Raw genomic sequence first — 26,978 nt, 5'->3', positions numbered from 1 at the left:
TAAAATCTATATTAAAGCACAGGCCGTTCAATGCATTATCAGATTCATCCTTGTATACATAATCCAAATGCAGATTATGTGGTTTTTTCTTCAGGCTTAGGTGGTCATGGCGCTTTTTGGCAGCCACAGCTGCACGCATTTCAACAGCACTTTCATGTGGTTTTATATGACCAAGAAGGCTGTCATGCAGGTGCAGCGCATTTGCCACAACCATACAGCATGCAGCATCTGGCGCAGCAGCTGCTGAATATTCTATTCGACGCAAAAATTCAGACCTTTCATGTGGTCGGACATGCGCTAGGCGGGCATATCGGCATAGAGCTGGCGCGGTTAATTGCACAGCAAAATCTGCCCTTAATAATGAAAAGCTTAACGCCGATTAATGCATGGAATGAATTAGACCCGCATACGCAAAAATGCTTCCAAGCTCGAATCAGTCTATTGTTAAATAGCGGTGCAGAAGCCTATGTACGGGCTCAGGCGCTGTTTCTGTACCCACCGCAGTGGATTTCGGAGCATATCGAACAACTGTCACAGGCCGAAAATGCACAGCTGGCTAATTTCCCGCACAAGGAGAACGTTCTCGCACGTTTAAATGCGCTACAGCAGTTTAAAGTCACACAGGCGCATGTTGATGCCTTGGCGAATACCCGCATGCATTATGTGGCCAATCAAGATGATTTTTTAGTACCTGTACAAAAATCAACGGATTTAAAACAGCACATTGGGCATGGTGAACTGAGTATTTTTGTAGAAGGGGCGCATGCATCTACACATACTCAGACAGAAATTATTAATCAGGCTTTGCTGGATTTTTTACTGCAGCCTAGCAATTAAAAAACTGAGTTAACACCAAAAAAAAAACTCGAATAATTATTCGGGTTTTTTAATGGTTAGTAGAAATACATATTGAGTGAAAAATATCCAATAATATTTTTAAGCTGGCAATTTCTTAGTTCGAAACACGCACCGTTTTAAAACAGCACTACCTAAAATAGATCACATGGTTTATTTTATTTTTTACTAAAAAGTAAAATAAAAAAATAATAAGTATTTGATATTTAATATTAAAATAAATTTGGCACAGCATTTGCTAAATATCCATTAAGAATCTATTTAAGTTTTTAGGCTGACGAAAAACAGCTGTTTTTTATCAAAATGTAAAAAGAGGCGGTGTCTATGAAAATCGGTGTCTTCTGTCCAATTGGCAATAATGGCTGGCTACTTTCTGAAAATGCGCCACAGTACAAACCTAGTTTTGAGATGAATAAACAAATCGTGCAGCGTGCAGAACATTATGGTTTTGACTTCGCATTATCCATGATTAAGCTACGCGGTTTTGGCGGTAAAACAGAATTTTGGGATCATAACTTAGAAACATTTACTTTAATGGCGGGTTTGGCTGCAGTAACCAGCAAAATTAAAATCTATGCGACTGCTGCCACATTGGTAATGCCACCTGCGATTGTCGCGCGTATGGCATCGACCATTGATTCTATTTCCAATGGTCGCTTTGGTCTCAATGTTGTCACAGGCTGGCAAGCGCCTGAATATACCCAAATGGGCATGTGGCCGGGCGATGAATACTTTGGCAAACGTTATGACTATTTGTCTGAATATGTACAAGTCCTGCGTGAACTTTGGGCGACAGGAAAATCGGACTTTAAGGGCGAGCATTTTCAAATGGAAGATTGCCGTGTAAGCCCAACACCGCAAGCAGACATGAAAATTATCTGTGCGGGTCAGTCTGATGCGGGCTTAGCGTTTTCAGCGCAGTATGCAGATTACAATTTTGTATTCGGCAAGGGTTTAAATACACCTACAGCATACGCAGACATTAATGACCGCTTGAAAACACATACAGATGCAACAGGCCGTGATGTACAGACCTATGTGCTGTTTATGGTGATTGCAGCTGAAACAGATGAAGAAGCTTTTGCAAAATGGCAAAGCTATAACGACGGCGCAGACATGGAAGCTATTAACTGGCTGATGAATCAAGGCGGTAAAGATACGACCTCTGGTGCAGATACCAATATTCGTCAAATGGCATCAAGTGTTTCACCAGTGAATATCAATATGGGCACGCTCGTGGGTTCATTTGAAAATATCGCAAAAATGCTGGATGAAATTGGTGAAATTAAGGGTACAGAAGGCATTTTGCTGACGTTCGATGATTTTATTCAAGGTGTTGAGGATTTTGGTCAACGCGTACAGCCCTTAATGAAATGCCGCCAAGGCATTGTGGTTGATGCAGATCCAGCACCACTTGCTGTTTTGGAGAAATCAGCATGATTGAGCTTAAATCTAAAGAGACAGTCTGCAGCAATTTCACTGCAAAAGCAGGCACAGGAAAATGCCTTATGGCTGAGCCAGAGTCAATCATGCTGGCGCCTGAGCAAACTGCGCTGATCGTCATTGATATGCAAAATGCCTATACATCACAGGGCGGCTATTTGGACTTAGCAGGTTTTGATGTATCGAAAACAAAACCTGTGGTTGAGAATATTCAAAAAGCAGTTGATGTAGCCCATAAAGCCGGCATTCAAGTGATTTATTTTAAAAATGGCTGGGATGAGCAATACCGTGAAGCAGGCGGTGCAGATTCACCGAATTTTCATAAATCCAATGCATTAAAAACCATGCGTAAAAAGCCTGAATTACAAGGCACTTTGTTAGCAAAAGGGCATTGGGATTTTGAACTGATTGATGAGCTTCAGCCATTACCGCAAGACCTTGTGATTGAAAAGCCACGCTACAGCGGATTTTTCAATACAGCATTGGACAGCATGCTGCGTTGCCGAGGGATTCGTAACCTTGTGTTCGTCGGCATAGCGACCAATGTCTGTGTGGAGTCGACACTGCGTGACGGTTTCTTCCTTGAGTATTTTGGCGTGGCTTTGGACGATGCTTGTTATCAAGCAGGGCCGAAAGAAGCCCATGAAGCAAGTCTGTTCAACATTAAAACATTCTTTGGCTGGGTGTCAGATACGGCAAGCTTTGTCGAAACCTTTCAGCCTAAAGCACAGTTAAATAAATCAGCTTAAATATTTAAAGATAAATTTGGAGAACAGCATGCCTAAAGAAATTATTGTGCCAGCAGGAACAGCTAAACCGCTTGCGCCATTTGTACCAGCAACTAAAGCAGACAATATTGTTTATGTATCAGGCACCTTAGCTTTTGATGAACATAACAATGTGGTGCATGTCGGAGATTGTGCTGGCCAAGCGCGGCATATTTTAGAAACCATTAAAAAAGTGCTGGAAACCGCAGGCGGCACAATGGATGACGTGACCTTTAACCATATTTTCCTTAAAGATTGGGCGGATTATGCCGCTTTCAATACGATCTATGCTGAATATTTCCCAGGGGATAAGCCGGCGCGCTACTGCGTACAGACAGGGTTGGTAAAGCCAGAAGCTTTGGTCGAAATAGCATCGATTGCGCATGTATAAAAATGAATTGAATGAAGGCTGAGGTGCCTAAGCCAGAACTGCTTAGCATCCGAGCCTGTGGAGAAGGCGATGAATAGCAAGATCAATGCAACAGAAATGATGAGCGCATTTTCAAAACAGCATGTACCTGCCTTAGCAGAAGATGCGGTCAATACAGCTATGGTGATTGAACAAGTGGATCAGGCAAGATTTAGACAGGGCATGTCGAATTTAGGTGCGGCAGTCAATGTGATTACCACTCAAGGCGACGCTGGCCAAGCAGGCTTTACAGCATCTGCGGTGTGCAGTGTGACGGATACGCCTCCGACATTGCTAGTGTGTTTAAACCGCTCAGCGTCCGTCTTTGAAACCTTTAAAGCCAATAAGGTGCTATGTGTAAATACACTGAATGCGCAGCAAAGTCATCTTTCAAATATTTTTGGCGGTAAAACCCCAATGCTGGAACGTTTCTCGCATGGTGTTTGGCGCACATTAACAACGCAAGCGCCTGTTTTAGAAGACGCTTTGGTGTCTTTTGATTGCGAGGTGGTACAGAGCATGTCTGTGGGGAGCCATGATGTACTGATTTGCGAAGTAAAAGCCATGCAGTGTCAAGAAGGCGCGAATGCCTTGATGTATTTCAACCGTAGCTATTGTGAACCTCAACCTATGAACTCATAAATATCCGTCCCATCTGAAGGAGGGGAGCCGAATGAATACAAAAGAACCGTGGTTTCCGAAATTTAAGCCTTACACAGGCAATCTAGATACAACGCCAGTACAAACTGACGAATACTTACCCCCTTCAAAGAGCATGGTCTTGGGCCTGCAGCATGCGTTCGCCATGTTTGGCGCGACTGTGCTGGCTCCCTTGCTGATGGGTTTTGATCCAAACCTCACGATTTTTATTACAGGCATCGGCACAATTTTATTTTTCCTTATGACTGGCGGACGCATGCCAAGCTATTTGGGATCAAGCTTTGCTTTTATTGGTGCCGTGGCTGCAGCAACTGGTTATAGCGGGGTAGGTTCTAATCCGAATATTGCGCTGGCCTTGGGGGGCACGATAGCCTGCGGTTTAATTTATGCAGCTATTGGCCTTGTGGTGATGAAAACAGGGACAGCATGGATTGAAAAACTCATGCCGCCGATTGTTACGGGCGCGATTGTGATGATCATTGGTTTGAATTTGGCACCCGTAACGATTAAAAGCGTGTCTGCAAATAATTTTGATATGTGGATGGCGGTGGTCACCATTTTATGTATCAGCGCGGTCGCGGTATTTACCCGCGGTATGGTGCGCCGTTTATTGCTCTTGTTAGGCCTTGTAGCTGCTTATACGGTGTATTTCTTGCTGACCAATGTGATGGGTTTTGGCAAGCCTATTGATTTTGCAGCGATTTCAAATGCGGCGTGGTTCGGTTTACCAACATTCCATGCGCCAGTATTTGAAGCCAATGCCATGCTGCTGATTGCACCTGTTGCTTTGATTTTAGTGGCAGAAAATTTAGGCCATTTCAAAGCAGTTTCTGCCATGACTGGCAAGAACCTTGACCCATACATGGGTCGTGCATTTTTAGCGGATGGTGTATGTACCACTATGTCGGCTTCTGTCGGCGGTACAGGCATGACGACCTATGCTGAAAACATTGGTGTAATGGCCGTTACTAAAGTGTATTCAACTACAGTGTTTGTCGTCGCTGGTGTATTTGCTGTATTGCTTGGATTGTCACCAAAGTTTGGCGCCGTGATCAGCACAATTCCTGTGGCATTGCTGGGCGGGGCATCCATTGTGGTCTTCGGCTTAATCACCATTGCTGGTGCAAAAATTTGGATTGATCATAAAGTTGATTTTAGTAAAAACAGCACTTTGATTATCGCTGCAGTCAGTTTGATTATGGGAGCAGGTAACTTCAGCTTGCATATTGGCAGTTTTGATTTAGGCGGTATTGGTACAGCGACATTGGCTGCAATTTTCTTGAACTTTATGCTGAACCGCGGTGAAGAAAAAGATGTACCTGCTGTATCTGCAGAATCTAAAGATGATTCAGTGCCAGCAGCAGCGCATCACTAGGAGATGACTTTGAAACAAACTGTGGCATTTATTGGTTTAGGCGCAATGGGCTGGCACATGGCTTCCCATTTGCCTAAAACAGGTTTAGAGGTACTGGTCTGGAACCGCACAGAAGAAAAAGCGAAGCAACATGCAACCACTTTTTCAACTCAGGCAGTCAGTATTGAACAAGCAGTTCAGGCAGATTTTATTATTTCTTGCCTGCCGACCAGTGCAGATGTGGAACAGCTCATTGCATCGCATCCGCCAAAGTCGGGCAGTGTGTGGATTGACTGCACCAGCGGTGTGCCTAAGTCAGCACAAAAGTTAAGTGATGTTTTGGCTCAGTTAGGATCTGCTTATTTAGATGCACCAGTTTCGGGTCAGACCATTGGTGCAGAAAAGGGTACGCTGACTGTGATGGTGGGCGGTGATGCGGCGGCATTTGAAAAGGCGAAGCCTATTATTCAAGCATTTGCAGGTTTAATGGAGCATGTTGGGGGCAGTGGCGCAGGCTTTGCTGTGAAAGCGGTCAACAATACGCTGATGGCGACGCATCTATGGGCATTGGCAGAAGGCTTAACGGTATTGAAATCGAAAGGCGTCGATTTAGCTTCTGCACTGAGCTGCATTAACCATTCCAGCGGCAAAAGCAGCATGTCGGAAAATATTATGGCGCAGCGTGTGTTAAACCGTAGCTTCAATAAAACTTTCGCATTGGATTTACTGCAAAAAGATATTGGCATCGCTATTGATTTAATTCAGCAGGAACAGCTTCAGCTGCCAGCCATGCGCATGATGCAAGAGCAGTTTGCCTTAATTGAAAAATCACAAGCGCAGTCTTTAGATTTTTCAGCTGCTGTGCAGAGCTTAGAGAAAATCAATCAAATTGAATTATCTTAATCAATTTAAAAATCAGAAATATAAAAAACCGCAGTCAGCTGCGGTTTTTTATAATTTTTAGCAGCGCTTTATTCCGCTTTTTGGTATTCGTTAATCACTTCTAAAGCCACACGAAAAGCTTCTTGAGTTGCTGGTGCACCGCAGTATGGCAGGCTATGTAGTAGCACTTCCTGAATTTCCTCTACTGTTGCGCCGTTATTGAGTGCGCCGCGGACATGGCCTTTCAGTTCAGTCGGGCTTTTTTGTGCAGTTAAAAATGCAATGGTAATTAGCGAGCGGTATTTACGTGGCAAAACGCCTTCGCGCTGCCATGTTGAGCCCCAAGCATGTTCATTAATCCAGTCCTGCAAAGGTTGAGTAAACGGCACAGTATTGTCTTGTGCGCGTTTGACAAAGCTTTCACCCATCACTTCGGTGCGTACTTTTAGGCCATTTTCATAATCTTGCTGAGACATTTTTACCCTCTATATTTTATTTTACATCTATAGCCTATACCTATCTTTGGGCGAAACCATTGGCTGATGGTCTTAGACATAAAAATTCAGCAACGTATGGTTGCTGAATTTAAGAGCTTTAAACAACGCTTAAAAGATGAAATTTAGAACCTTAAAAACGCTTCAGGTTCATCTTCTGCCTGTTTTTTATTTACGTGATCAGCTTGAGCATGCGGGTTATCCAGTTCCAACTCATGCTTAAGCTCAGTATCAAAAATATCAGTCAGCATGCTGTCATAACGCTGAATGTTATAGGCTTTCAGCTGCTGCGCTTCTTCTGCGCTGATAAACCCAGTGGCTTCAGCATCTGCAAGGTGTTCTTCAAAACTTAGACCTTTAAATTTACCTTTAGATTCTGCTTTTTTAAATTTATCCCATAGCGGTTCAATGCGAAGCAATTGTAAAAATGCAGCCTCCATCCGTCCATTCACATCATGTGCTTCTACAGAATAGTGCACATGCTGTTTTAATTGCTGACGGAAAGCATTGTCTTGCATAAATGCTTCGGCCACCTTTCTTTTTAACTCGTCGCTTGGTTTGTTGAGTGGACGACCAAATGGGAAGCAGATGAATTTCACTAACATTGCTGCTGGGCGGATTGGGAAATTTTCAAACAGGCCATAAAAAGCTTCTTGGGCCTGATACAGCGCTTTATCTAATGCCAATTGTGCATGCAGCTGTTCATCTTCAGTTTTTGAACCATGTTCGTAAAATTTTAAAATTGAGGTGGCTATAAACATATAGGAATGCATATCTGCTAAACGTCCAGAGAGCATTTCTTTACGTTTAATATCGCCTGCCAGTAAGCCGAGGCACATGTCTGCGGTAAGTGCAAAGTCGGTACTTAAGCGATTAATGATTTTGTAATAAGGTGCTGTAAATTCATCAACATGTTCAGAGGCTTGGCTCGAGCCGCCAGTAAAGCCATAAGCAAAGGCGCGTGCGGTACGGTTAAAGGTATAAGCCAAATGCTTAAACAATAATGTGTCAAACTCAGCTAAAGCCGACGCACTGTCTTCTGCTTGCAGTAGTTGCAGTTCTTCATATAAATAGGGATGACAACGCATGGAACCTTGTCCAAAGATCATGAGTGAGCGACTCAGAATATTGGCGCCTTCTACAGTGATTGAGACAGGAATGGCTTGATAGTTTAGTGCTAGAAAGTTGCGTGGACCATGCTGTACGGCACGACCGCCAACAATATCCATGCCGTGATTGACTACACGGCGCATGGTTTCAGTGGCATAGTATTTGGCCATGGCAGTCATGACAGCAGGTTTGCCACCTTGGTTTAAGCCACACGTCACCATATAGCGGAAAGCTTCCAACATATAAGCATCGCTGGCAATATCACTGGATGCTTCTTGTACGCCTTCAAACTTGCCCACAGAGATTTTGAACTGCTGGCGAACTTTGGCAAATGCCCCAACATTTAAATAACTCATTTCACCAGCCGCCGTAGACAAAGCGGGTAGAGAAATACCACGACCTACTGCGAGGCATTCCATCAGCATACGCCAGCCTTTGCCTGCATTTTTGACCCCGCCGATAATCCAGTCTAGCAGGATAAACACGTCTTTTCCTTCAACCGTACCATTCATAAACGGTGAGCCTGGATTGTGGCGTGCACCAGTTTTTACACCATCATGGTTTGCAGGTAAAAGTGCACAGGTAATGCCATAATCCGTTTTTGCTGTATCTCCAAGCAAATGCTCTGGGTCGTATAGCTTAAATGCTAAGCCAATTACGGTGGCTACTGGGGCTAAGGTAATCCAGCGTTTGGAAAAATTCATTTTCAAGCCCAGCACTTGCTGGCCTTCATATTCGCCATAACACACCACGCCAGTATCAGGTATTGCACCTGCATCTGAACCAGCTTCTGGGCTTGTTAGACCAAAACACGGAATTTCTGTTCCTTTGGCTAAGCCGGGTAAATAGCGATCTTTTTGTTCATCTGTACCGTAGTGCAACAATAATTCACCTGGGCCAAGCGAGTTTGGCACCATGCAGCTGACAGCTGTTGTTAATGAGCGTGAAGCGATTTTGCTCATAATACGGCTTTGCGCAAAAGAGCTGAACTCACGGCCACCGTATTCTTTGGGAATAATCAGTCCTAAAAATCCGTTATCTTTAATAAACTGCCATGCTTCAGGGGGCAAATCTTTATATTGATGATGAATGTCCCATTCATTGACCATCTTACAAAGTTGCTCGACTTCATTGTCTAAAAAACTTTGTTCTTCTGCGCTGAGCTCTGGATAGGGATAAGCATCAAATTTTTTCCAATCTGGCGCTCCCATAAACAATTCTTTTTCCCACCAACTGGTACCCGCATCCAAAGCTTCACGTTCTGTGCTACTCATGCTAGGCATGGCATTGGCTAGGGTTTTATAAGCTGGTTGGCTAATAAAGCGCATACGTAATGGCTCAATAAGTACCAGCAAGCTAATGAGGATTAGCGCTAAACCCAACAAAAGTGACCAAGGGCTGACCCACGCTACAATTAAAGACAGTATGATTAGCGTGGCACTGCCAGCAATACGAGAGAGCTCAAAAAAGAAAATAGCCCATAAGGCTGCAATCAGTAAAATAATGCAAAGCAGAAATAGCATAGAACTGTGCTCCTTTGGCTTACGCCTGATAGTGCATCAGCACGGTCACATTTAAGGACTAAAAAACAATGTGCTGTTGTTTTAAATATATTATGTCGTGCAGTTATAAAGACTTAATGCTCAAAATCTGGCAGAGCAAAAATGTATGTTTTAAGGCTGAATAAAAAATGAGCGTTACACAATATTTTTATGTTTTAGAAATGTATTTTTAGGTAATTAGGCTGTGTTGGCCTTGCAGTAAGTAATTCATGCGCAATATAAAAGCCCTCTATATCAGAGGGCTTTTATATTTAGTGTGCTTTAAAGAAACTTAAAACATTAAGCTTCAATCGTTTGCACAGCAATTTTTTTAGCAGGATCAGTTTTACGACGTACAGCTGGTACAGGCTCGCCGTAATATTGACGGTCTGCAAAGTAGCTTGAACGAACCATTGGCGCTGCCCAAATATTTTTGAAGCCAAGTTTTTGGCCATGCGCTGTGTAGCGTTCAAATTCTTCAGGTGTTACAAAGCGGTCAATAGGGGCATGTTCTTTAGACGGCTGTAGATATTGACCAATTGTTACGTAGTCGACATCGTGTGCACGAAGATCATCTAAAAGTGCAATCACTTCTTCTTCAGTTTCGCCAATACCCACCATCAAACCACATTTTGTTGGCACATCAGGGCAGTATTCTTTAAACATTTTGAGCAAGTCTAAAGAGTGCTGGTAGTCAGAACCTGGACGCATTGCTTTGTATAGACGAGGCACCGTTTCGATGTTGTGGTTAAACACATCTGGCGGGCACTCAGTCATAATGCGAAGCGCAATATCCATACGGCCACGGAAATCTGGCACCAAAATTTCTAAAAGTGTTTTGGGGCTAAGTTCACGTGTTTCTTTAATACAATCTACAAAGTGCTGTGCACCACCATCGAGTAAATCGTCACGGTCTACAGAGGTGATTACGGCATATTTCAAACCTAAATTTGAAATTGTTTCTGCCATGTGGCGCGGTTCATCAGGATCAAGCGCATTTGGACGGCCATGGGCCACGTCACAGAATGGGCAACGACGCGTACAAATATCGCCCATGATCATAAATGTTGCAGTACCACCACCAAAACATTCAGGTAAATTCGGGCAAGCTGCTTCTTCACATACGGTATGTAATTTTTGGGCACGTAATGTGGTTTTAATGCGCTGCACTTCTTCTGGTGCAGACATTTTTACACGGATCCAGTCTGGCTTACGTGGCGTTTCAACCGTAGGAATAACTTTTACAGGTATACGAGCGACTTTTTCTGCGCCACGAAGTTTGACACCCTGTTCAGGTTTACGGTTTTCAGACATATTCAACTTTTCCACTGTTTCAGACGGGGAGAGATACGAAAATAAGTCCCAATATTATAGCCGAGTTAAGCTTAAATGGGGGAAAAACGATATTCATTTAAAAAATGTTGTTATCATCTAATATGTGTGAGCTAAATACAGCAAAAGCACAATATTTGCGTCATAATATAGGCCAGAAAGAAGCATTTTTGAATTTTTTGATTTTTTAAGGAGCGTTGAATGCCACGTAAAAAAGAGGTCGTTAGTGGGAATTTCGTGAAGTACGATGCGGTAGTTCTCGGCTCGGGCCCTGCGGGTGAAGGCGCTGCAATGAAACTTGCGAAATCTGGTAAGCGCGTCGCGATTGTGGATATGCGTGAGCAACTTGGCGGTAACTGTACACATGTAGGTACGATTCCAAGTAAAGCTTTACGTCAAACCGTATCGAGCATTATTCGCTACCAGCGTGATCCAATGTTCCAAAAAGTGGGTGAATGGAAACAGTTCACTATGAAGCAAGTGCTTCGTAATGCACACAAAGTGATTCAACTTCAAGTTGATACGCACTCACGTTTTTATGATCGCAATAAAATTGATATCTATCATGGTCGTGCATACGTACAAGACAAAAATACCGTGATGGTATTTAGTGCTGATGGCATGACAGAAACGCTTGTTTTCCAACAATTAGTGATTGCAACAGGTTCGCGTCCATACCGTCCAGATATTTTAGATTTTAACCATCCACGTGTATTTGATTCAGACAAAATTTTGGATCTAGATTTCTCAATTAAGAAAATCATTATTTACGGCGCAGGGGTGATTGGCTGTGAATATGCATCAATCTTTATTGGTCTAGACCATAAAGTTGATTTGATCAACACGCAGCACAAGCTTCTGAGCTATTTGGATGACGAAATTTCAGATGCCTTGTCTTATCACTTGCGTGAACAAGGTGTATTAATCCGTCATAACGAGCAAATCGATTTCTTAGAAACCTTTGATGATCATGTTGTGATGCATACACAAAGTGGTAAGAAAATTAAAGCTGATGCGATTTTGTGGTGTAACGGTCGTTCAGGTAATACTGATGGTTTAGGTCTAGAAAACGTGGGCTTAAAACCAAATAGCCGTGGTCAATTGACGGTGAATGAGCAATACCAAACCGAAGTTGAAAATATCTATGCTGCAGGTGACGTGATTGGCTGGCCATCACTGGCTTCTGCTGCTTATGACCAAGGTCGTAATGCAGGCGGAAACATGAGCGGCGAAGAAGGCTTAAAACCTGTAACGTCTATCCCGACAGGTATTTATACTATTCCGGAAATTTCTTCAATTGGTAAAACTGAACAACAGTTAACTGAAGAAAAAATTCCTTACGAAGTGGGTCAGGCGTCTTTCCGTCATTTGGCACGTGCGCAAATTACGGGCGATACAGTGGGCGAATTAAAGATTCTGTTCCACCGTGATACTTTGGAAATTTTGGGCGTACATTGCTTTGGTAATAACGCAGCCGAAATTATCCATATTGGTCAGGCTGTGATGAACAGTCCGAACAATACCATTAAGTATTTTGTAGAAACAACATTTAACTACCCAACGATGGCGGAAGCTTACCGTGTGGCAACCTTAAATGGTATGAACCGTTTGTTCTAAGTCTAGCTTATCTAAAAGAATCCGCTACGGCGGGTTTTTTTATGCCTTTTATTTAGATGTTTAAGCCAAGAAAAATAGACTTAGCTTCACTAAAAAAACACGAAAAGTGCATAAAAATTACATCGTACAAATGCGATGGAAAAAATAGTATGGGTAGATCAATCGGTATAAATAGAATTGGATAGGTCATAGATGACGGATAAAATACGTTTAGCATCATGGGGTGTGCTGTGTCTAATGTTATTAGAGTTGATCTGTGCAAATACAGCCATGGCTAAAAAGAATGTCAAAGACCCAATGCAAATGACTTATAGTCAGCAACATGCATGGCAAGAGATAGAACAGTTCTTACCCAAAGAATTTCAATTAAGCCCCAATCATTTACCCACAGAGGAATGGTGGGCATGGCAAGGTCATAATATTCATTTAGATACGTTTCGTAATCCTAAAGCTAAAACCAAAGTCATTTTATTTCATGGGGTGGGAACCAATGGGCGCCAACTTAATTTGGTTTTAGGTGGACAGCTTGCTAAGCGTGGTTATGAGGTCATTGCGATTGATTTGCCAGGCTATGGTATGACACAGGTTGGCGCTGGTATTAATATTTTATATGACGATTGGGTGCAGGTAGGTCATGAACTGATTGTAAATGAGCAAGCTCAAGACAGCCGTCCCATTGTTCTTTATGGATTAAGTGCAGGTGGGAAGCTGGCCTACGATGTAGCAGCAAAAAATAAACATATTAAAGCCATTGCGGGGATGACGTTTTTAGACCCACAAAACCTTGAAGTGAGAGATCAAATTTCCATAAATAAATGGATGAGCCGTGTTGGTTCTACGACCGCAAGTTGGACGTCTAAATCAGCTTTTAAAAATACAAAAATTCCCATTCGTTGGGTGAGTAAAATGTCAGCTTTGGTGAATAACCCGCAAGCATTAGATGTGTTCTTGGCCGATAAAAGCTCTGCAGGTAATACGGTTTCGGTGGCTTTTTTAGATTCTTATTTAAATTATACGCCCGCCATTGCACCTGAAGACTTTAAGGTCGCGCCAATCTTATTAACACAGCCAGAGAAGGACCGTTGGACGCCACTTGCCCTGAGTGAGCTATTTTTGCAGCGGATACAGCATGTACCTGTAAAAACAGTTATTTTAAAAAATGCAGGGCATTATCCTTTAGAGCAACCAGGATTAAATCAAATGGTAAATGCTATTGACGCATTTTATAAAGCCAATGCGAAATAAAATGCAGATTTAAAAAATAAAGAATTAAAAAATTAAGCACCATACAGGATGGTTATTGTTTTACTGTATGGTGCGCGCGGATTGAAATATTTCTTATTGTTTTAGCTTGTTTTTATTGCAAATGAGATTGAATGCTAAAGCATTAAAACGGACGACCTCCAGCTAAGCTAATACGTTTAAGCAAACGGCGTTGCTCCGATGGAAATGGACGGCGTGAATGCAAAGTGACTTGATTGTCCCAAAATACAATATCTCCCGTTGACCATTGATGCTCATAACGAAACTCAGGTTTTAATAGATGCTCACGTAATTGTGCAATCAGCTCACTTCCTGCTTGATCATCATAATTGACCAGCTCAACTTCATTATGCGTGCTGAGCCAAAGTGCTTTACGGCCTGATTTTGGATGGACTCTCACCAGTGGGTGGGCATAGGCATCGCCAACAATTGGTTGGTCTTTAAAACGATAGCGTGGAAATACGCCATAACCTGCACTTGGATCTTGTACTTTGTTTTGTGCAATACGGACAAAAGGGTTATAGGTAATGAGCTGTAGCTGATCAATATGCTGTTTAGTTGCGTCATCTAAGGCATCATAGGCTTTAATGGTGTTATACCAAGAGGTTTGGCCACCATCTTGTGGCAGTTCAATGGCATAAAGTAAAGAGCCAAAGGAAGGCAGTGGTGTCCACTGATGATCAGCATGTGGCGTTAGTTCACCGTGGCCAGTATAGTCACCTTGACCGACTGCGTTGGACACAGGGACGACATCTGGTGGAGTGCCTGTTTCTTTTTGAGTTGCTAAGACTGGTGTATCTGCACTTGGGCGAAAGATTGAACCAAAGTAACTGGCAAAAGCGAGGTACTGAAGATCATCTAAACTTTGCTGTTTAAAAATTAAAATCAGATGCTCAGCCAAGGCTTGCTTTAGGCGATAAATGGTTTCACCTGCTTGTGCTTTTTTTGCATCTAGGCCGTAGACTTCGGCGCCAAGTGCTTCACCTGCTAAGGGTACAATTTGAATGTCTGCTGGGTTTTGAAATTGATCTGCTTGGTGCCAACGAGGGGCATCGTGTATTGCTTGAGAAAGTTGGGTTAACGCTGTCATTTTTATTTCACAGATGTTGTATTTGGATAAACAAAATCTATGAAATATCATGGAGGTTGAGAAATTAAAAAATAAGATAAGTTTATGAAAAATGACAAAAAATATCTTAAGTTGATGATTTATTTTCTTTTAGTCTTTCTTGCAAAAATATCCTTAAAAACAGCTAAAAAATGTCAAGTTTTAGACATCTTTTAGCTAGGTTTTTTTGCTAAATTGAATTAATGCGCACAAAAAGCTTGTTGGAAGTCATTAAACAAGGCAGGGGTTTGCATCCATAAAATAATAGAAAGTGCAAATAGCACTGCAATACCTGCTGAAATTGAAAGTTTGAGCCAAAACATTGAATTATTCATGAACGACAGTGTCCTCAGTAACCCAGAAATGCACCAATACACCAAACACACTCAGCAGAATGGAAAAAGCCCACACCATATTGTAGTTGCCTGTCATGTCATGGTTCAGACCACCCAGCCAACCGCCAAAAAATGAGCCAACTTGATGGGTGAAAAATACAATACCGCTGAGCATGGTTAAATATTTAACCCCGAACATATTGGCCACAATACCATTGGTTAAAGGGACTGTAGATAACCACAATAAGCCCATCGTGACACCAAAGGCATAAATTGTCCATGTGCTTAAAGGTAACAATAAAAACCCGATAATTGCGATACCTCGTAAACCATATAACAACATCAGCAAATGAGGCTTAGAATATTTGCCACCTAACCAGCCTGCGCCGTATGTGCCTACAATATTAAATAGCCCAACCAAGGCCAGAAAGATTGTACCTGTGGTGGCATTGTAGCCGTGATCGCTTAAATAGCCGGGTAAATGGATCCCAATAAACACCACTTGGAAACCACAGACAAAGAAACCCAAAGAGAGAAACCAAAAAGGCTTGTGCTGTTTTGCAATGACTAAAATTTGTTTAAAGCTTAAGCTCGGATGTGGACTTTGCGCAGAAGCATTTGGGTCGACATAAATAGGTGCTTTAAGCATCCAAGCTAAAGGAACAATGAGTGCAACCAAAATGGCACTGACCACCAGAGCCGCTGACCAACCGATATGCTGCAATAGCAATAGGGTTGATGGAAGCATAATAAATTGCCCAAATGAACCCGCTGCACTGGCAATCCCCATGGCAAGACTACGCTTTTCAGGCGGGGCTGCACGCCCTACAGCAGACAATAAAACAGGAAAAGAGGTTGCTGAGAGTGCTAAACCTAAAATTAAGCCAACGCTCAGATTTAACAAAAGCCCAGTGGAGCTAATCGCCATAAGGAGTAAGCCAATGACATACAGTACGCCACCAATAGCCACTACAACCTTGCTACCATATTTGTCGGCAAATGCACCTGTAATGGGCTGAACTGCACCCCAAATGAGGTTTTGCATGGCAATCGCAAGGCTAAAAACATTGTGCCCCCAGCCAAATTCATGGCTCATTGGGACCAAATATAATCCAAAGCCATGGCGAATCCCTAAGGACAAAGCCAAAATAAATGCACTACCAATTAACATATAAATCAGAGGCTTGGAAAATCGAGTATCTGTCATTGGCATGGTACATTATGAAAATAATATCGTTATTTTAAGCCAATACAGTGTGTGAAGGGATTAATTAAATTTCACCTGATGATAAAATTTTGTTATGCGAGTTTGTCATAAAAATCAAACAAGACAGCAGGTGCTGTCTTGTTGATGAGCTAACTTAGATTAGAGCAGAAGGGCATTTAGCTTAGAAGCGTATGCCTACACCTGCGTATGCCAAAATTGGATTAATCTCAATATCTGCTGTAGAGCGAATAAGTTCGCCTTTGGTTGCATCACTGACCGTAATTGTTGTATCACCTTTTAGGTGTGCATAAGACACAGAGCCTACAGCAAACCATTTGTCATTAAAGTCATAAGTAAAACCAACAGTTGCAACAGGTGCAAAAGCACTAGAGGCTTCTAAATCGACTTGAGGATTCGCACTACTTGGTTTGCCATCAAGCGCGGCACCTGCTTTACCATCTTTAATATTGGCAATCATGTGGCCAGCGTTAACCAAATCTTGCTTAATTTGTGGGTTCATTTCTAGCTCATTAAAATAAGCATACATGACACCGACGCCTACATAAGGGCGAAATTTGTTTACACCTGTTTTACCAAAGTGATATTGCAACTCAGCAGCAGGTGTCCATGCACGTGCAGAAGCGGCAGCACCATGTGCAGCTAAATCTGTAATTTCAATGTCTTTTTTCAGTGGTAAATCACCTAAAATTGAACCTACACTACTTGGTGTAGCAACCCCGCTGAGCGGTGCATAAATTTTACCTGTACCATTTAAATCGACCTTAGGCGGAATCCCAGCTTTCATTTCTAAGGAAAGATTATCGGTAAAAAAGTAGTTGGTCATAATGCCGAGTGTAGTTACGCTATCGGCTTCTAAACCTGTCCCAGGGTTACTCCAAGCAGATAAGCCATCAATTTCAGCTTCGCCTGCTACGCTACCTTTGAGGTACTGTTTGCCATCAGTGCCTTTAAATGACACTAAACCTTGTTGAGTAATTCCTGTGTTTAGAATGGCTTCTTCACTTTTGAGCAGTGTAGAAAGCAAAGTTTTTTTGGTTGAGGCGCCACTGACCGATGTATCAATGGCATCAACCACGGAACTACCCAATACGTCGCCAACTTTCGCCTTTGTACCTTCATCAACAATGGTATTGACCTGAAATGGCTGTGCTTTACCTTGTGGCATCACATGCAATGCACCGACTGAAACAGAAAAACGCTTAAATCCATTGCCATCTTTGAAGCTAAAGTAAGGGGATTCTGCATGTGCAAGCATAGGCAAAGTCATGCAAGATGTGGCGATACATAATAATGTTTTATTCATTGTCAGGACTCCGTGTCCGTATATTGCTAATAATTTTTCTAAGTTTGCATTATGCAAATAACGTGATTAATTTATTGTTTCTTAAAGCGAATGATTAAGTAGTTCTCCTGTTAAAACAACGCATTTATGTGGTATTTTTTGCGGTTTATATGTTTAGTTATGTAAATGTAAAAATAGCATCATTTTAATTTTATAATGTACTGACGCTTAATATGCGTCATTATAATCCTCGTTTGAGGACTCGAAAAGCGCAACAACTCAGATAGGTTGATTTTCTTTTTTGAGTTTCAAGTGCAAAGGATAGCGCATGAAAGCTATTTTTTTTGTACAATATGTGCAGTATTGATTGAGTAAATCACATGAGCACCCAAAATCCTCCCAAGAAAAAAGCTATAGCGAAACTTCCGTTTCCTATGGTTGTTGATGACCAAGTACAACAAGATTCAGCGCATAATCAAGTCCGTCCAAAGCCAGAAAACTATGCCGACCGTACTTGGATGCCTCCTCGTGGTACGCGTCGTTCAATGGGCAAGCGTTAATAAAAGAACCTGCATTTATGCAGGTTTTTTTACATTGATCATTTCATAGCGTTTAATTTTTTTAGCATTTAGCATTTAGCATTTAGCATTTAGCATTTAGCATTTAGCATTGCATAGTAGGCGTTCTTTTTCTGATACATCACTGCATCTGCTCGTTTCATTGTGTCTTCAATACGTTCATCTTTCAGAGAGCATGCATGCCCAATCGAAAGACTGATAGGATGGCTCGAGTGGAATTGATTGTCGACATGCATCAGTTCTTGCAAGCTGTTAAGGCAACTGTGCAACGAAGTTTCATCTGCATTTGGCAGTAGCAATACAAACTCATCTCCTCCAATTCTTGAAGCACTATATTGGGTATTGAGTATTAATTGATTTAATACATGCCCCATACGGCGTAGTTGTTCATCACCTGCATCATGCCCAAATTGATCATTGATATTTTTTAAACCATTTAAGTCGATAAAAATACATGAGACAGGGCGTTGCTGGCTGCGCTCTAAGCGATTGATCTCATCAATATAAAAACTGCGGTTGTAGAGCTTGGTTAGGGCATCATGTTTGCCCAGATATTCTAAATAATTTTCGGCTTTTTTACGCGCGGTAATATCAACCAAAGCGACTTGCACTGTACTCCAGCAATCTTCAAAGCCCGGAAAAACGGTAAATTGTAAGAGCACATGGCGAATGCTTCCATCTAGGGCATAGTTGATGGCTTCATGTTGATGGTGAATTTTACCTGCCCATAAATCTAAGAGTTGGGCACGAAATGTTTGGATCATTTCTTTGGCAAAAATTTTATGAGTATTTTGTAAAATACTGGGTTTGTCTGGTGCACCAAACAAATCGAGGGTCGCCTGATTCACATCCAAAATGATAATGTCTTTGATGCATTGCTGAACAAAATCAGGGTGTACATCTAAAAATGTGGTGAAGTCTTCAATTCCAATCCGTCGTAATTGATCTAGGCGTTGTTTGATTTGGCTAAAGTCTTCAACCCAAAGTGAGGTTGGAGAGTAAATAAAGCGAGCTTCTGCCAATTGGCGGTTTTTTTCTTCTAAGCGACGTGCATTTTGGTAAGGCGTAATATTTTCTGTGCTAATTAATACTTGTGACCAATCATCTGCATAATCGGGCAGGATTGTGCAACGGAGTTGAATATCTAAACGCGTGCCATGAATCGTGTAATTGACTGCGGTATTGATATAGTGCGTTTTGCCTTCCCACAGTTGTACCAGTTCATCAATATGTGTGTGTAACATTTCTTGTTGAAAAATCTGATCCAAATGCGCACATAAATGACCAAAATCAGTAGCTTCGTAAAGGGCTAATGTTTGTGAATTGACGTGTAATATTTTAATTTTTTTAACACTTTCTCGAACCAAATCTAAGTTTTGTGACAAATGTTCGGCCAAGTTTTCAATACCATCTTCACGCCACTGCTGTAGCTGTTTTTTGACTGCGCTAAAGTCTTCCAACCAAAGTGGAATGGGTGACATATTAAAAATAGCATTGTCTTGATGAATCATGATGAACTCGGGAGCAGATGAACTTCAGGCTTTGGCTTGAAATGTATTATTTTAAAGTGTGCTTCAAGTCACAAAAATAACTGAAAATTACGAAAAAGCCAATCGGTGAGATTGGCTTTTTTTGATCTATTTTTTTGCTTTATGGGCGGGCTTGGGCGGCATGATTTCACGCTCTCCCAGCCAAATGTCGGCAAAATCCTTTTCGTTAATATTATATAGTTCCAGTAACGACAAAATGACGCCACCAAAAATCATTGGGCCTTCGGAATTACTTTGAAATTCGAAAATTTTGCCGTTTAAGTTATGCAAAATATCTGCGATTTCAAATACACGATCACGGCCATTACTGTCGGTTGGGTACATTTGCGTATTGAGCAAAATTCTGGCCAAACTTTTTTCATTGTCTGTCAGTGCTAAGACATCAATTAGTTCGTCACTTACAGGAGCGAAAATCACGGAATCACGGAAGATCGTATGCAAGAGTTTTTTGCTGAGTTTAGGGAGAGGGCGCTCAACAAAAGCACGAAAAGACATAGGGAAAATCACATTATGTGAAATACCTTTAAACATCGGTGCGATTTCTTCAACCGTATAACCCGCAACACCGCAGCCGATAGAGGTTAAAAAGTATTTTTGTTTTGGGTGATTTTTAGTGTAGATCTTAAAGTCATCTACATAGTGTTGAATTTGCGAGAGTGGCATTTGTTGCAGATGCTCATTCATGGTTGGAATAGCAAAGCTTTGTCCAGACCAACCACGGCCCACACCCTTCAGTGCGCCAAAATGCTGTTGAGCTGTTCGTGCGGCACCACCAGCATGTTGACCTGCTAAATTGCTGCCGAATACGAAGATGGTATCTTCTGGTAAAGATTTCACAATACTTTCGTCATGGTAATGGTAAGTCATTCGTATTCACTTATGCTGTGGTTTCATCTCATGGTGCAATTGCTTGATGACTTGGTCAAGTCATGAACAGATTATTTTTCTGATTTATAGGCATTTAGGTCTATAAATTTGCTGAAAATGGGGTGTCATTTGATCCGCTAAATAAAATAGGCATGCATGCGCCACATATCAAAGCGTTGTGATATTGAATGGACTGCTGTGATGGTTCAATACAAGGCTGAACTTTTTACACATGAATGTTACAAGGCAACGTTGTATCGCTTAAACTAGCCCTCATAATTGATATTGATGTTTAGTCCGAGAATAAGCCGAATCCTATGAGTGATCCCCAGCCATTTGAATTAGTCACAAATTTTGAACCTGCTGGTGACCAGCCACAAGCCATTGAAAAATTGGTGCAAGGGGTGGAGCAAGGTATGCATGATCAGTTGCTATTGGGGGTAACAGGCTCAGGTAAGACCTATACCATGGCCAATGTGATTGCACGCACACAGCGACCAACCATTATTATGGCGCATAATAAAACGTTGGCTGCGCAGTTATATGGTGAGTTCAAGTCGTTCTTTCCGCATAATGCCGTGGAATATTTTGTCAGTTATTATGACTACTATCAGCCAGAAGCTTATGTGCCTTCATCGGACACATTTATCGAAAAAGATTCTTCAATTAATGATCATATTGATCAAATGCGTTTATCGGCAACGCGAGCGCTCTTAGAGCGTAAAGATGCGATTATTGTTGCATCAGTATCGGCAATTTATGGTTTGGGTGACCCAAATGCTTATATGAGCATGTTATTGCATATTGTGCAGGGCGATCGATTGAATCGAGATGATCTCATTCGTCGTTTAGTCGAAATGCAATATACCCGCAATGAGCTAGAGTTTTTACGTGGTACTTATCGTATCCGCGGTGAAATTTTAGATATTTTCCCTGCAGAATCGGATCAGTATGCAATTCGGGTTGAGTTGTTTGATGATGAAGTCGATTCGATCCGTTGGTTTGATCCGATCACAGGCAAAATGGTACGCAAAGTTCCACGCATCACAATTTATCCAAAAAGCCATTATGTGACGCCAAAAGATAATTTACGCCGTGCCATAGACACCATTCGCGAAGAACTCACCGAACGTTTGGGCTTTTTTAGAGCCAACGATAAATTGCTCGAAGCCCAGCGGATCGAACAACGCACACGTTATGATTTAGAAATGATGCAACAATTGGGTTATACCAATGGCATTGAAAACTATTCACGTCATTTATCTGGCCGTCCTGCGGGAGAAGCTCCACCGACCTTGTTTGATTATATTCCAGAGGATGCTTTGCTCATTATTGATGAATCACATGTGACGGTGCCACAGATTGGTGCAATGTATAAAGGGGACCGCTCACGTAAAGAAAATCTAGTGAATTATGGTTTCCGCCTACCGAGTGCTTTGGACAATCGTCCAATGAAATTTGAAGAATGGGAACGAATAGTACCTGCAACGATCTATGTGAGTGCCACACCTGCACGCTATGAATTAGAAAAATCTGAACAAATTGTCGAGCAAGTGGTACGACCAACAGGCTTAGTCGATCCAACCATTGAAATCCGACCTGTGCTGACACAGGTAGATGATGTGTTATCTGAAATTAACAATCGTCGAGAATTAAATGAACGCGTGTTAGTGACTACACTGACCAAACGCATGGCAGAAGACTTAACGTCCTATTTAAAAGAATATGGCGTGAAAGTTGCCTATTTACATTCAGATATCGATACCGTTGAACGGACAAAAATTATTCATGAACTACGTTCTGGCGTATACGATGCCATTGTAGGGATTAACTTACTGCGTGAAGGTTTGGACATGCCAGAAGTCTCGCTGGTGGCCATTTTAGATGCCGATAAAGAAGGGTTCTTGCGTTCAGAGCGATCACTAATTCAAACCATTGGTCGTGCAGCTCGTAATTTAAATGGTAAAGCCATTTTATATGCAGACCGAATCACGGATTCAATGCAAAAAGCAATAGACGAAACAGACCGACGTCGTGCTAAGCAAATCGAATTTAACCAAATTCATGGCATTGTGCCACGTAGTGCAGTACGTAAAGTGACGCAAGAAATTGATACAGGTGAAGTGCTTACAGATGATCAAGTCGATGCGAAAATTGATGAGCAAGCGAAAGCTTTAAGTGCAGATGAACAACATTTGCTGTCAGATCCAAAGCTCTTGGCTAAACACATGGCTAAGTTGGAAAAGGAAATGCTGAAAGCCTCGAAAGAGCTTCAGTTTGAGCAAGCTGCACGACTTAGAGACGAGATTTTGCGCCTAAAATCACAGTTGTTACAATGATTTTTAGTTCTTAGGGAGATGTAGATCATTACATAATTTAGACACATGGTCGATTTTCACGCGTTATTGTAAGTAGGAAAATTTGAGCTTAAATATGTTTTTTGAATCAAACTTAATCTATTTATATAAAAACTTAGGACTTTATTTATGATAAATCATCTCCCAAAAGCTGGCTTTAGATTGGCAAAAATTGTTGTAGGTGGTGCGGTAGTGGTGGGCTTAGGGGCTGCCACTATGGCTTATGCTCAAACCAAACCTTTGGCTGTGGTGGAGCGTGTTGAGCTTGATCGTTATTTGGGCACTTGGTATGAAGTGGCCCGTAAACCACTGGTCTTTCAAAATAAGTGCGATCGTGATGTGACTGCGGTATATACTTTAAATGTAAATGGCAATATCAAAGTAGATAATCGCTGTGTGATGAAAGATGGCAAAGTGACCTCATCGCTTGGTGAGGCATTTGTACAAAACGCACCGTTTAACAGTAAATTAAAAGTAAGCTTCTTGCCTGATGCCGTTCGTTGGTTACCTGTAGGTCGTGGCGATTATTGGGTATTAAAGATTGACGAAGATTATCAGACCGTTTTAGTGGGCGAGCCACGCCGTAAGTATTTATGGGTGTTATCACGTGTGCCACATCCTGATCAACACGTGATTAATGAATATTTAGACTATGCCAAAGGTCTTGGCTATGACTTAAGTGATGTTATTCATACCAAACAAAGTAAAAAAGCACCGCACTAATTTTAACTTATAGAACAAATGATAAAAAAACCATGCTTAAGCATGGTTTTTTTATTTGCTAGAATCATCCACTATTATAGATACTGTCTGCTGTTCATTTGAATATGCATAATCCAGAGGTTGTTTGAGGTGAATGATGTATAAAGGCGTTGCATTGTCTGTTTTGGCATCTGTCACTTTTGGTGTGTTGTATTTCTATACTCAGTTTTTACAGCCCTTGGATAGTGAGCAAACTTTTGCTTGGCGCATGTTGGCCACATTGCCATTTTTAACGCTGTTTATGTGGTATTCAGGTGATTTAAAACACGTTACAGCAATCTTTAAACGAATCGTGCAACAGCCTGCACTGTTGATTTGGCTCATTGTGAGCTCTTTATTGTGTACCACTCAATTGTGGTTGTTTTTGTGGGGTCCTATTAATGGGCGAGGCCTGCAAGTCTCCTTGGGCTATTTTTTATTGCCTTTGGTTATGGTGCTAGTAGGTTGTATTTTATATAAAGAAAAGCTGACAAATTGGCAGTGGGCCGCAGTGCTTTTAGCTGTATTAGGTGTAGGGCACGAAATATGGCGAATTGGCAGTATTGCTTGGGAAACCATTTATGTTGCTTTGGCTTATCCTTTATATTTCTTTTTGCGCCGTGTTTATAAAACAGATCACTTAGGTGGTTTTTGGTGGGACTTACTGCTGATTATTCCTGTGGCCATTTATCTAGGCTTTTTCTATAGTGATAGTGTTCCTTTAATTGCACAATTTCCACATTTAATTTTTGCAGTCATTGGTTTGGGTATATTAAGTGCTTTTGGTTTAGGGAGTTATATTTTAGCCAGTCGCATGTTGCCATTTGTCATCTTTGGTTTACTTAGTTATTTAGAGCCAATTTTATTGGCTTTTGCCTCTTTAGTTTTGGGCGAGCGTATTGAAGCCAACGAATGGCTCACTTATATTCCAATTTGGTGCGCGGTATTATTATTAATGGTGGAAGGTACAGTGCATGTATTTAAGCAAAAGCAAAAAGAAAAAATGTTGCAAAAAAATGTCGCTGCTTTTCAAAAGCGTTTAGATCCATAAATATCAATCCTGATTCAAAGCTAGCGATATTGATCAAAAATGATCAAGACGGATTAATATATCATTTTGATTGATATCGCGATAAGAAAGAATGTTCAATTAAAAAAATAAAAAAAACTTAGAGCCGATACGTCTTCGAAAATATAGCAATTTTTTAAAAATCAGATAAACCGTTTATCTTTTCGCTCAAAGACAGAATCACGCTATTGATTAAAAAATGATAACTGTTTAACATTTATGCTTATAAAAAGACGAATGCTTTAAACTTAAATAAATTTCACAAAACTTGAGGGCTAGGACATGCAAAATAGCAGTATTCCATATCAAATACGCGCCGCATTATTGCAGCTAGAACCTAGCCTTGATGTGGATTGGGAAGCGCGCCTAACTAAGATTCTTGAAGAATCTGACATGGCTTTGCGCGAAGAGATTGATCATCAAATTTTAAAAAGCAAAGAAATCTATTGGAACCGCATGACAGGTGGTTTTGAGTACAAAGCGTCATCCAGTTTGGCTATTTTAAAACACAGCCTTAGCAATGATCGCATGCAACATATTGCCAAAACGCTGAGCGAATCTTTAGAAGACCTTAAATCTATTCAAGACAGCACACAAATTGCGGATTATTTGGAAAATGCGATAGAGCAAATTGACCAGATTTCTGTAGATGAAAACTTTATGTTGCAACGCGAAAAATTAATGATTCGCCGTACTTTTTTACTCAATGCAGCAAAAGTCATTCGTCGTATGGTGATTACACCGCCAGAAGGGATCCGTAAGCTCACAGAGTCGCAGATTAAATGCTTTATTATTGAAGTATTTATTAAGCAACAATTATTAGGTTATTGGTTTAAACCTTTGTTGAAACGCCATTCGGACATTATGAAGCATCCGATTTTCCGATATTATTTGAGCAAACAACAAAAAATCCGTCATTTTGAATTGGTAAAAACCTCACAATATATTTTTGTGACCGCGCCTGTAATGCAGGTAGAGCAAAATCCCTATTCAATTCGACGCTTTTTAACCGAAGAGAAAGGGGCAATCGAAGCGCAAACATTTTTAAATGTGATTGTGTTGGATATGCAGGCCACTGAAGAAAATGAATATATTGATCACTTTAAATCTTTAATTGAATGCATGGTGACTGTACAAAGCCAAATTCATGTTGATGTGATGGATATTGTGTTGCAATTGGAAGAGGTTTGCGAAAAATCTTTAATTCCATTACTCATTGAACCGATTCAATTTGTAGCTAAAAATGCAGATGTGGTAGCACAAATGCATTTGAAAAAATTTGAAAATATATTAACCACTGATTTTTTTAAACCTGTCTATGAAGCGATTAAATCGCATTTGTCACATATTGAAGAATTCGATTATTTATATTTAAGCGTACATCGTCTATATTCAGAATTACTCGCGTATTATCGTGAGTTTAAACAACAACCTGCATTGGTATTTAATCAGCATGTGCAGTTGTTTGAATATAAAATGGTCGGCTATTTGAAATTATTAGAAAAACGTCGACAAGATACTTTTGTGCCTCTGAATCAACATGAGTGGGAAGTCATGCATCAACGCTCACTGAAACCATTGCAAGATATTCGTTTTGCAATGACAGAGCATTTGCTGGATTACCGTGAACTGACAATCTATATCAATAAATTGAAACGCCAAAGTGCTGAAAAAGGCTCATTCTTTAAGCGCATGACCAAGAGTAATCAAGCAGAGCGTGATTTGGCTGAAGCGTATAAGCTCGGGCAACAAATGAAGCACAAAATGTTTATGAGTGTTTTGCAAGCACCACGCCAGAATCCGAAATGTTCAGTCTTTTTAGAGTTTGAGACTTTACATAATTTTAGTGAACATGAGCGGCACTATGCATTTCCTTGTGGTGACAATGGCATTACACGCTTACCAATTTTGCTTCGCTTACCCGAAACCTATTCAGATTTTGATGTAGAAGACTTTAATGCCTCTATTAATTTTGACCTTAACTTTTCTGTGGCGTCAAAAGCTGAAAAAACCAGTTATGAGTTAAATTACTCACATTGATAAGGACTTTAATTGTAAACAGCTTAATTCACTGATTGATAAAGAAACGATTAAATAAAAATGTATTTTAGGGGCGCTAAAATGCATTTTAAAAAT

23 protein-coding genes are annotated in these 26,978 nt (G+C 41.1%); 14 read left to right on the top strand and 9 right to left on the bottom strand.

Features of this window, described 5'->3' with window-relative positions:
• The first annotated feature begins 30 nt into the window (after window positions 1-30).
• The 7 genes from rutD to DYI81_RS08395 all read left to right on the top strand — a co-directional run bounded on the left by rutD (window position 31) and on the right by DYI81_RS08395 (window position 6,391).
• Window positions 31-837 (top strand): pyrimidine utilization protein D, encoded by an 807-nt coding sequence (gene rutD / locus DYI81_RS08425; protein WP_117007283.1) that lies wholly within the window; start codon window positions 31-33, stop codon window positions 835-837.
• A 342-nt stretch (window positions 838-1,179) separates the two neighbouring features.
• On the top strand, window positions 1,180-2,295 hold the full coding sequence (rutA, locus tag DYI81_RS08420; protein ID WP_117007282.1) for a pyrimidine utilization protein A: 1,116 nt from the start codon (window positions 1,180-1,182) through the stop codon (window positions 2,293-2,295).
• Window positions 2,292-3,047 (top strand): pyrimidine utilization protein B, encoded by a 756-nt coding sequence (gene rutB / locus DYI81_RS08415; protein WP_117007281.1) that lies wholly within the window; start codon window positions 2,292-2,294, stop codon window positions 3,045-3,047. Before rutA ends, rutB begins: the two co-directional genes overlap by 4 nt.
• 28 nt (window positions 3,048-3,075) lie before the next feature.
• The gene (gene rutC / locus DYI81_RS08410) at window positions 3,076-3,456 is read left to right on the top strand and encodes a pyrimidine utilization protein C (RefSeq protein ID WP_117007280.1); all 381 of its coding nucleotides are present in this window, start codon (window positions 3,076-3,078) and stop codon (window positions 3,454-3,456) included.
• A gap of 159 nt (window positions 3,457-3,615) precedes the next feature.
• Entirely contained in the window at window positions 3,616-4,116 is a 501-nt protein-coding gene (rutF, locus tag DYI81_RS08405) for an NADH-dependent FMN reductase RutF (protein WP_227865946.1), read from the top strand.
• Between the two features lie 31 nt (window positions 4,117-4,147).
• Window positions 4,148-5,509 (top strand): pyrimidine utilization transport protein G, encoded by a 1,362-nt coding sequence (rutG, locus tag DYI81_RS08400; protein WP_117007279.1) that lies wholly within the window; start codon window positions 4,148-4,150, stop codon window positions 5,507-5,509.
• Window positions 5,510-5,518: 9 nt separating this feature from the next.
• The gene (locus DYI81_RS08395) at window positions 5,519-6,391 is read left to right on the top strand and encodes an NAD(P)-dependent oxidoreductase (RefSeq protein ID WP_228198789.1); all 873 of its coding nucleotides are present in this window, start codon (window positions 5,519-5,521) and stop codon (window positions 6,389-6,391) included.
• A gap of 68 nt (window positions 6,392-6,459) precedes the next feature.
• Here the strand turns inward: DYI81_RS08395 and DYI81_RS08390 are convergent, their stop codons facing one another.
• The 3 genes from DYI81_RS08390 to lipA all read right to left on the bottom strand — a co-directional run bounded on the left by DYI81_RS08390 (window position 6,460) and on the right by lipA (window position 10,829).
• Window positions 6,460-6,846, bottom strand: a complete 387-nt coding sequence (locus DYI81_RS08390; protein WP_117007277.1) for a carboxymuconolactone decarboxylase family protein — start codon at window positions 6,844-6,846, stop codon at window positions 6,460-6,462.
• Window positions 6,847-6,989: 143 nt separating this feature from the next.
• The gene (locus DYI81_RS08385) at window positions 6,990-9,497 is read right to left on the bottom strand and encodes an acyl-CoA dehydrogenase (RefSeq protein ID WP_117007276.1); all 2,508 of its coding nucleotides are present in this window, start codon (window positions 9,495-9,497) and stop codon (window positions 6,990-6,992) included.
• Window positions 9,498-9,815: 318 nt separating this feature from the next.
• Complete coding sequence (gene lipA, locus DYI81_RS08380) at window positions 9,816-10,829, bottom strand: lipoyl synthase (RefSeq protein ID WP_106984662.1); 1,014 nt, start codon at window positions 10,827-10,829, stop codon at window positions 9,816-9,818.
• A gap of 219 nt (window positions 10,830-11,048) precedes the next feature.
• Between lipA and sthA the strand changes: the two genes are divergently transcribed.
• Window positions 11,049-12,464 carry a Si-specific NAD(P)(+) transhydrogenase gene (sthA, locus tag DYI81_RS08375; protein WP_117007275.1) on the top strand — a complete coding sequence of 472 codons (1,416 nt, stop codon included), beginning with the start codon at window positions 11,049-11,051 and terminating at the stop codon, window positions 12,462-12,464.
• A gap of 303 nt (window positions 12,465-12,767) precedes the next feature.
• The gene (locus DYI81_RS08370) at window positions 12,768-13,709 is read left to right on the top strand and encodes an alpha/beta hydrolase (RefSeq protein WP_117007311.1); all 942 of its coding nucleotides are present in this window, start codon (window positions 12,768-12,770) and stop codon (window positions 13,707-13,709) included.
• A gap of 142 nt (window positions 13,710-13,851) precedes the next feature.
• Here the strand turns inward: DYI81_RS08370 and DYI81_RS08365 are convergent, their stop codons facing one another.
• The 4 genes from DYI81_RS08365 to DYI81_RS08355 form a co-directional block, all read right to left on the bottom strand.
• Entirely contained in the window at window positions 13,852-14,817 is a 966-nt protein-coding gene (locus tag DYI81_RS08365) for a TauD/TfdA family dioxygenase (protein ID WP_117007274.1), read from the bottom strand.
• 218 nt (window positions 14,818-15,035) lie between these two features.
• A complete protein-coding gene (locus tag DYI81_RS18235; RefSeq protein WP_276310164.1) occupies window positions 15,036-15,170 on the bottom strand; it encodes a hypothetical protein in 135 nt (44 codons plus the stop codon).
• The gene (locus DYI81_RS08360) at window positions 15,163-16,377 is read right to left on the bottom strand and encodes an MFS transporter (RefSeq protein ID WP_117007310.1); all 1,215 of its coding nucleotides are present in this window, start codon (window positions 16,375-16,377) and stop codon (window positions 15,163-15,165) included. The genes DYI81_RS18235 and DYI81_RS08360 overlap by 8 nt, the downstream gene beginning before the upstream one ends.
• Window positions 16,378-16,558: 181 nt before the next feature.
• Complete coding sequence (locus tag DYI81_RS08355) at window positions 16,559-17,701, bottom strand: OmpW family outer membrane protein (RefSeq protein WP_117007273.1); 1,143 nt, start codon at window positions 17,699-17,701, stop codon at window positions 16,559-16,561.
• A gap of 359 nt (window positions 17,702-18,060) precedes the next feature.
• Between DYI81_RS08355 and DYI81_RS08350 the strand changes: the two genes are divergently transcribed.
• Window positions 18,061-18,240 (top strand): hypothetical protein, encoded by a 180-nt coding sequence (locus tag DYI81_RS08350; protein ID WP_106984666.1) that lies wholly within the window; start codon window positions 18,061-18,063, stop codon window positions 18,238-18,240.
• An 89-nt stretch (window positions 18,241-18,329) separates the two neighbouring features.
• Here the strand turns inward: DYI81_RS08350 and DYI81_RS08345 are convergent, their stop codons facing one another.
• Both DYI81_RS08345 and DYI81_RS08340 read right to left on the bottom strand, forming a co-directional pair.
• Window positions 18,330-19,769 carry a sensor domain-containing diguanylate cyclase gene (locus DYI81_RS08345; RefSeq protein ID WP_117007272.1) on the bottom strand — a complete coding sequence of 480 codons (1,440 nt, stop codon included), beginning with the start codon at window positions 19,767-19,769 and terminating at the stop codon, window positions 18,330-18,332.
• 126 nt (window positions 19,770-19,895) lie between these two features.
• Window positions 19,896-20,675: a hypothetical protein gene (locus tag DYI81_RS08340; protein WP_117007271.1), complete on the bottom strand. Its 780-nt coding sequence runs from the start codon at window positions 20,673-20,675 to the stop codon at window positions 19,896-19,898.
• Window positions 20,676-20,992: 317 nt separating this feature from the next.
• On the opposite strand from DYI81_RS08340, the gene uvrB reads away from it, so the two are divergent.
• The 4 genes from uvrB to DYI81_RS08320 all read left to right on the top strand — a co-directional run bounded on the left by uvrB (window position 20,993) and on the right by DYI81_RS08320 (window position 26,882).
• Entirely contained in the window at window positions 20,993-23,014 is a 2,022-nt protein-coding gene (gene uvrB, locus DYI81_RS08335) for an excinuclease ABC subunit UvrB (RefSeq protein WP_117007270.1), read from the top strand.
• A gap of 147 nt (window positions 23,015-23,161) precedes the next feature.
• Entirely contained in the window at window positions 23,162-23,755 is a 594-nt protein-coding gene (locus DYI81_RS08330; protein WP_106984670.1) for a lipocalin family protein, read from the top strand.
• Between the two features lie 136 nt (window positions 23,756-23,891).
• The gene (gene rarD / locus DYI81_RS08325; RefSeq protein WP_117007269.1) at window positions 23,892-24,824 is read left to right on the top strand and encodes an EamA family transporter RarD; all 933 of its coding nucleotides are present in this window, start codon (window positions 23,892-23,894) and stop codon (window positions 24,822-24,824) included.
• Window positions 24,825-25,124: 300 nt separating this feature from the next.
• Complete coding sequence (locus DYI81_RS08320) at window positions 25,125-26,882, top strand: hypothetical protein (protein ID WP_117007268.1); 1,758 nt, start codon at window positions 25,125-25,127, stop codon at window positions 26,880-26,882.
• Window positions 26,883-26,978 lie beyond the last annotated feature (96 nt).

The organism is Acinetobacter sp. SWAC5, assembly GCF_003419885.1.
GTDB classification, from domain to species: domain Bacteria; phylum Pseudomonadota; class Gammaproteobacteria; order Pseudomonadales; family Moraxellaceae; genus Acinetobacter; species Acinetobacter cumulans.
This window is presented reverse-complemented; position numbering and strand designations above follow the sequence as displayed.